This is a genomic window from Staphylococcus croceilyticus, assembly GCF_002902575.1.
Taxonomy (GTDB): domain Bacteria; phylum Bacillota; class Bacilli; order Staphylococcales; family Staphylococcaceae; genus Staphylococcus; species Staphylococcus croceilyticus.
Genome location: NZ_PPRD01000062.1, coordinates 1 through 7,170 on the forward strand (window position 1 = coordinate 1; position 7,170 = coordinate 7,170).

At 33.2% G+C, this 7,170-nt stretch carries 7 protein-coding genes; 1 reads left to right on the forward strand and 6 read right to left on the reverse strand.

Annotated features, from left to right (window positions below):
* Window positions 1-89: 89 nt before the first annotated feature.
* Window positions 90-1,265 carry a serine hydrolase domain-containing protein gene (locus CD128_RS08380; protein WP_103329524.1) on the forward strand — a complete coding sequence of 392 codons (1,176 nt, stop codon included), beginning with the start codon at window positions 90-92 and terminating at the stop codon, window positions 1,263-1,265.
* 81 nt (window positions 1,266-1,346) lie between these two features.
* Here the strand turns inward: CD128_RS08380 and rihC are convergent, their stop codons facing one another.
* From rihC to CD128_RS08410, 6 genes are all read right to left on the reverse strand, one after another.
* On the reverse strand, window positions 1,347-2,255 hold the full coding sequence (rihC, locus tag CD128_RS08385) for a ribonucleoside hydrolase RihC (protein WP_103329525.1): 909 nt from the start codon (window positions 2,253-2,255) through the stop codon (window positions 1,347-1,349).
* Between the two features lie 178 nt (window positions 2,256-2,433).
* Window positions 2,434-2,724, reverse strand: coding sequence for a cytochrome aa3 quinol oxidase subunit IV (qoxD, locus tag CD128_RS08390; RefSeq protein WP_103329526.1), 291 nt, complete (start codon window positions 2,722-2,724; stop codon window positions 2,434-2,436).
* The gene (gene qoxC, locus CD128_RS08395; protein WP_103329527.1) at window positions 2,721-3,326 is read right to left on the reverse strand and encodes a cytochrome aa3 quinol oxidase subunit III; all 606 of its coding nucleotides are present in this window, start codon (window positions 3,324-3,326) and stop codon (window positions 2,721-2,723) included. The genes qoxD and qoxC overlap by 4 nt, the downstream gene beginning before the upstream one ends.
* Entirely contained in the window at window positions 3,316-5,304 is a 1,989-nt protein-coding gene (qoxB, locus tag CD128_RS08400) for a cytochrome aa3 quinol oxidase subunit I (protein ID WP_103329528.1), read from the reverse strand. The genes qoxC and qoxB overlap by 11 nt, the downstream gene beginning before the upstream one ends.
* Window positions 5,304-6,425, reverse strand: a complete 1,122-nt coding sequence (gene qoxA, locus CD128_RS08405) for a cytochrome aa3 quinol oxidase subunit II (RefSeq protein ID WP_103329529.1) — start codon at window positions 6,423-6,425, stop codon at window positions 5,304-5,306. Before qoxA ends, qoxB begins: the two co-directional genes overlap by 1 nt.
* Before the next feature lie 300 nt (window positions 6,426-6,725).
* On the reverse strand, window positions 6,726-7,043 hold the full coding sequence (locus CD128_RS08410; RefSeq protein WP_103329530.1) for a DUF5011 domain-containing protein: 318 nt from the start codon (window positions 7,041-7,043) through the stop codon (window positions 6,726-6,728).
* Between the last annotated feature and the right edge of the window lie 127 nt (window positions 7,044-7,170).

The window sequence follows — 7,170 nt, forward strand, 5'->3', positions numbered from 1 at the left end:
ATATAATATAAAATATTAAATGAATATAAATTAAATGGATAACTTAATTTTATTATAGTGCTATTCGTTTAATTATAAAGAGGCAACAGATGAAGACAAATAAAATAAAAGCAGTATTTTTTACAGTAGTATTATGTGTATTAGTTTTATTGATTATCATTTTCTCAATGAAACTAATAAGCGCTAAACATAAAATAAGCGAATATAATAAAGAAAATGATAATAAAATGTATCTTTTAAATAGAGATAAAGAGCCAAAGAAAATTCAGCATTTAAAAACTGTTGAAGCAAACGATATCAATATGAAAAATATTGATACATATTTAAAAGGTGTACAATTTAACGGCTCAATCACAATCCTTGATCGTGGGAAATTAGTCTTAAACAAAGGCTATGGTTATCGCAATATGAAAAAAGGTGTAAAAAATACACCAGATACAATGTATTTAATTGGTTCAGCTCAAAAATTTACTACAGGCTTAATATTAAAAAAATTAGAATTAGAAAATAAAGTTAATATTAATGATCCAGTAACTAAATACCTTCCATGGTTTAAAACTTCTAAGACAATTACTTTAAAAGATTTAATGTTACACAAAAGTGGGTTGTATAAATTTGAGGCTTCTCCAAAGTCTAAAAGCTTAGATAGTGCAGTACATATGATTCAACAAAGAGGCATAGATAATAAGTTTTACCATAAACATTTATATAATGATGCAAACTATTTAGTTTTAGCTCAAGTAATTGAAAAGGTTACACACAAGTCATATGTTGAAAATTATTATGAAGACATCGCTAAGCCAAATGGTTTAGAGAATAGCGCATTTTTCAATGAAAAACCTTATCAAAAATATATGGCTACTGGATACAAAATTATTAACAATAAACTTAAAACAATGCATCCAAATATATTAGACCAGTACTATGGTGCAGGTAATTTATTTATGACAACATATGATATGGCACAATTAGTTCAAAACTTGCAACAAAATAAAATATTTAATGAATTTACCACAACGCCTTTATTACAACAAATGGGTAGCACAATGTATCCAGAATCGTATCGCTATGGTTTTTATGTTAGCCAACAACGTGATCGTATCAATGGGGTATTTTTCGGACAAATATTCACTGTTTACTTTAACCAACGCTATACTGTTGTTATGGGAACTAATATTGCTAATGAGAATAAAGTTTCAAATGAAAATAAAATCTCGCATATTTATGATAGATTATTAAATCAAACATCATACTACAGTTATTAATGAGTAATAACGCTGTATTGATATAGAATGAATGCAAATTATTCACTCTAACAATACAGCGTTATTTTTATGTTCAGATTATTATTTACATTCGCTAAGCATATCTAAAAAGACTTGTTCATAATTATTATTAAATGTAGATGTGACTACACTACAATTAGGATAGTTAGATTTGAAATTCACCACTGTAGCGCCACGCGTTAAATTACCTTGTAATTCAATTTGCACATCAGCTGCTTTAACCTCATAACTCTCGCTATCCATCAAATATAAAATAGTAAACACATCATACAATTTTAAGCCTATTTCGAAATCATCTTCTCTATAATGTTGGAATATATTATAAAGCATTGAACTCGTTTGATTCATCTTTTTAAAAGAAGTAATAAACTCATGGGTAAATAACGCTTGGCGTGCTAAATCTAAGCCAATCATCGTTAAAGGTAAGCCACTGTTAAATACTATATGTGCAGCTTCAGGATCACAATAAATATTAAACTCTGCTAGGGGAGTTACATTGCCACGGCCTGTGCTTCCACCCATCAAAATAATTTCTTTAACATAAGATTTGCTTTCAGGATAAATATTGAAAAGTAGGGCGAGATTAGTTAGTGGACCTAAAGCAATAAGAGTAATAGGTTCCTTAGCGTTTACTAATATTTCGTACATAGCCTCTACTGAATGAGTTGGAGTAAGTTCCTCTAAAGAAGTATCTGGAAATTCATAACCGTCCATACCACTCTCTCCATGGACATGACTCGCGCTATTTATTTCATTTAATAAAGGTTTCTCAGCTCCTTTATGGACAGGAACATCACTGTCAAAAAAGGTTTTAAGTTTTAAAGCATTCATAGTTGTTTTTTCGATATCAACATTGCCATTAACAGTAGAAATCATCTTGACGTCAAAGTTAGGATGACATAGCGCTAAACTTATCGCAGCCGCATCATCAATGCCTGGATCTGTATCTATGATAATAGGTAAAGCCATCTCAATTACCTCCTAAATAAAAGTTATCATATTTTTAATTTTACTATTAATGTAAAGTATAGCCATTTATTAATGTAAAAAAATAGGGGGATTTATAAATAAATCATTTGAAAAATAAAAAACCTGCATGAAACGAAAACGTTTCAATACAGGTTTTTGAAATAGGGTGCTTATCAAATTATAAGTGGTGAGAGTGTCCACCTTGCATAACCCAATAAGTACCAATAACGATTGCTAAAGTGATAATAATCGCAAAGATAACTTTGAACGATTGTAAACGACCATCTTTACCTTCAGTTAAGTGCATGAACATTAATAATTGAACTGCAGCTTGAATGAAAGCAAAACCAAAGATGATAGTTGTTTTAGCATGGAATGTCATGTTTGTGTATAGAGTTACGAAAACTGCTAATAACGTTAAAACGATTGAGGCAATAAAGCCGACTGTATGTTTTACAATTGTATTCATCCGCTATACACCATCCCTATCATATATACGGCAGTGAAGATGAAGATCCAAACAACATCTAAGAAGTGCCAGTATAAACTTACAATGAATAATTTAGGAGCATTAAATTTATTTAATCCACGTGTAGCAACTTGGATTAATAAACAAATAATCCAACCAATACCTAATGATACGTGGGCACCGTGAGTACCTAATAGGATGAAGAAACTTGACCAGTAAGAACTTAATTTAGGTGTTACACCTTCAGAAGCGTAGTGCGCAAACTCGTAAATTTCGAATCCAACGAACACTAAACCTAAAAGTAATGTAAGAATCATCCAAAACATCATTAAGTTTTGTTTCTCTTTACGCATGTAGTAAATTGCAATACCACATGTATAAGAACTAATTAATAAGGCAAATGTCATGATTAATACGAGCGGTAACTCGAATAATTCAGTTGTCATTTTGCCACCGTAATCGCCACCATGTTGCAACGTTAATAACGTTGCGAACAGGGTACCGAATAACGCGAATTCGGCTGTAAGGAAAATCCAGAAGCCAAGTTTATTTAATTGACCTTCGTGCGTACGTGAATCAACAGTATTTGTATCATGACTCATGACCTACAGCCTCCCTTTCTTTAATACGAGCTTCTCTTAAGCGAGCTTCATTCTCGGCAACTTCAGAAGCAGGGATATGATATCCATGGTCTTGTACGAAGCTTTGATAAACTAATGTACCTAAAATACCAACTAAGCAGATGATTGCAGGAACAATAGTATCAAAGATTAAGAAGAAACCACCGATTAACATGAAGATACCCATGAAGAAACCAGTATGAGTATTGTTTGGCATGTGAATATCTTTGTAATTATGGTTATCTAAGAAGTGACGACCATGTTCTTTCATATCAACAAATGTATCGTAGTCATTCCAATCTGGAGTAATGGCAAAGTTGTATTTAGGTGGAATTGCTGAAGCAGTTGACCATTCTAAAGTACGTCCTAAACCATCCCAGTTATCACCAGTTGCTTCGCGAGGTGATTTAATATGACTGTAAACGATGCTTGCTACTAAGAATAGGAAGCCAACAGCCATCATTAATGCTCCGATAGTTGAAATAACGTTTAGTAACCACCAACCATCTGATGGCATGTAAGTGTATAAACGACGTGGCATACCATCTAATCCAAGAATGAATTGTGGTAAGAAACATACGTTAAATCCAATCATAAATAACCAGAAGCACCAGATGTTAAGTTTTTCATTTAATTTGTAACCCATCATCTTAGGATACCAGAAGATTAAACCAGCTAGGCAGGCAAATACTACACCGGTAACTAATGTGTAATGGAAGTGGGCTACTAAGAAATAAGTATTGTGATATTGATAGTCAGCAGATGCCATCGCTAACATTACACCTGTAACCCCACCTAATAAGAAGTTAGGGATGAAGGCTAATGAGAATAACATAGGTGACTCGAAAGTAATACGCCCTTTGTACAATGTTAATAACCAGTTGAATAATTTAACTCCGGTAGGAACACCGATTAACATTGTTGAAATTGAGAAGAATGAGTTAATTAACGCACCATTACCCATTGTGAAGAAATGGTGAACCCAAACTAAGAAACTTAAGAATGCGATACCAGCAGTTGCCCACACCATACTTTGATGTCCGAATAAACGTTTACGAGCAAATGTTGGGATAATTTCTGAATAAATACCAAATGCAGGCAAGATAACGATATATACCTCAGGGTGCCCCCATACCCAGAAGAAGTTTGCCCATAACATTGGCATACCGCCATCTGCTACTGTGAAGAAATGAGTTCCGAATATACGGTCAGCTGTCATTAATGCAAGAACAACTGTAAATACTGGGAACGCTAAAATTACGATTAAAGTCGTAATGAAAGTTGTTACAGTAAACATTGGCATTTGCATGAATTTCATAGTTGGAGTTTTACATCTTAAAATTGTTACGAAGAAGTTGATACCAGTCATTAGGGTACCGATACCCGAAATCTGAATCGCAACTAAGTAGTAGTTAACTCCAGGTCCTGGACTAAATTCGCCAGCTAATGGCGCGTAGTTTGTCCAACCAGCTGCTGGTGATCCACCAACGATAAACGAAAGGTTGAATAAGATCATACCAACAAAGAATAACCAGAAACTAATGTTATTCATAACTGGGAATGCCACATCTCGTGCCCCAATTTGTAAAGGAACTACTACGTTCCATAAACCAAAAATGAACGGCATGGCCATAAAGATAATCATGATTACGCCGTGTGTACTGAAAATTTCGTTATAGTGGTTTGATTCTAAGAATTTGTTATCTGGAATCGTTAATTGAGTACGTAATAATAACGCGTCAATACCCCCACGGACGAACATTAGTACCGCACAGATTAAGTACATTAAACCGATTTTTTTATGGTCTACGGATGTGAACCATTCTTTATAAAGATATTTCCATAATTTGAAATAAGTAATTACTGCGATAAGTCCGATAACTAAGAATGGTGCACCAATTTGTGCCATTGTAATCATCCAGTTACCTTTAACGAGCAATTGATCCCATGGAAAATTCATTAATGTTCACCTCCATGATCATTGTCTTTGTGCTGAAGCTTAGACGCATTTTCGTCTTTAGCTCCTTTACTGATTTTTTCCATTTCCTCAGAGTTATGAGATTCTTCTTTCTTGAATTCATTATCATAAGGATCATTGTTGCCTAAAATCATTGGCTTCATACCATGACGCTTATAGTTAGCGTTAGTGATTTGAACCTTACGAGCTGGTTTCTGAGGTTTATCTGTTACACCTTCATATAACTTATCTTCAGAAACAAAGTTAGGATCTCTTTGAACGTAATTATAACGTTTATAAGCATAGAAAATGTACTCTGGATCAGCTGCAGGGTCAACGAATGCCATATGTGTACCATTAAATGTTAATTCTTTATTAGGCGTGCTTGGAAGAAGTTGTTTATCAAATTCATCTTGGCTAATAGTTTTCTTACCTTTAGCATCTTTTACCCAAGCATCGAAATCTTTTTGGTCTACAGAGTGAACTTTGAATGTTTGACGAGCAAAACCTTCACCATTGAAGTTTGAGTTACGTCCTCTGAAAGTACCAGTTTGATCGGCTGTTAAAGTCCAATCCATTGTCATGCCAGTCATGGCATATTTTTGACCACCTAGTTGAGGAATCCAGAAACTAGTCATTGTATCCATAGCTTGTAGTTTGAATACTACTGGACGATTTTTTGGAATAGTTAATGTATTAACTGTTTCAATTTTTTGTTCTGGATAAGCAAAGAACCATTTATATCCAGCACTCACTGCATAGACAACCATTGGATCTTCTTTACTTTCAGGTGGTTTTTCATAATCGTATAACGTTTTAACTGTTGGAATAGCTAAAGCGATAACGATAATGATCGGTACCACAAACCAAATTGTTTCAATTAAAGAATTGTGGTGCATCTTACCTGATTCGTTATTTTTATTATAGCTATATTTGAAAATAAAAATAGCGAACATTGTAAGTACAACAGCAACAATAACAAGCATGAAGATGATTGAATAGATAATCAAGAACTTCTGACTACTTGCTACTGGCCCTTTTGCATTAAATACTTCTAAGTTCGAACACCCGCTAAGTAAAACAAGTGTCCCGAACATTAGAAGCAAAGACTTAAATTTTGACACTTTTTTGACCTCCTAATACTACAAATGTAGAGCTTACCATTAATTTTAGTTTATTACGCGATATTTACAAGTACTTATAAGAAAAAAATTATATTTATAAATAGGAAAAAACTAATGACGATAGGAATGACGGGGAATGTAAGATTTGTTAAAATTATGTGTCTATTCTGTGAAAAATGACAAAATTAAGACTTAAGTGTTTGTAGTTGAGAAATGTTATCATTTTCAGCGTTTTCAAGGGTTTTAAGCATAAAAAAAGATGAGAATTTTATCTCATCTAAATTTCATAAATATGACATTTTATTTAACTTCTATGTACCTAGTTGATGTTTCTTGAGCCCCATCTGAGTCAATAACGTGATATTGTACTTTGTATTTACCAACTTTTGTTGTGTCAACATGACCATCTACCGTGATTTTATGAGTTAAATCACCATCTTCTTTATCGAAAGCACTAATTCCATTTAATAAATTATATTTTTGACCTTTTTGAATAACAATATCATTAACGCCTTTAAGTTCAGGAGCGTGATTAGATGTTGCTTCGGCACTTAAATTTGGGGTAACAAGAGTTGCGGAGACTCCGAGCGCTGAAAGTGACTGTATTAGTTTATTCATTACGTTAACCTCCGAATTAATAAATCGTTGTTTTGTTTAATTAAACTATACTCTATTTTCTGATGATAAACATCATACTATAGTCTTAATATAGCGTATTACTTCTAAAATTAAAATAATATAAAGG

Bases quoted from the DNA above. Each gene is read 5' to 3' on its own strand.
- CD128_RS08410 (WP_103329530.1), bottom strand. From the start codon at position 7,043: ATGAATAAACTAATACAGTCACTTTCAGCGCTCGGAGTCTCCGCAACT.
- rihC (WP_103329525.1), bottom strand. From the start codon at position 2,255: ATGGCTTTACCTATTATCATAGATACAGATCCAGGCATTGATGATGCG.
- qoxC (WP_103329527.1), bottom strand. From the start codon at position 3,326: ATGAGTCATGATACAAATACTGTTGATTCACGTACGCACGAAGGTCAA.
- qoxD (WP_103329526.1), bottom strand. From the start codon at position 2,724: ATGAATACAATTGTAAAACATACAGTCGGCTTTATTGCCTCAATCGTT.
- CD128_RS08380 (WP_103329524.1), top strand. From the start codon at position 90: ATGAAGACAAATAAAATAAAAGCAGTATTTTTTACAGTAGTATTATGT.
- qoxB (WP_103329528.1), bottom strand. From the start codon at position 5,304: ATGAATTTTCCATGGGATCAATTGCTCGTTAAAGGTAACTGGATGATT.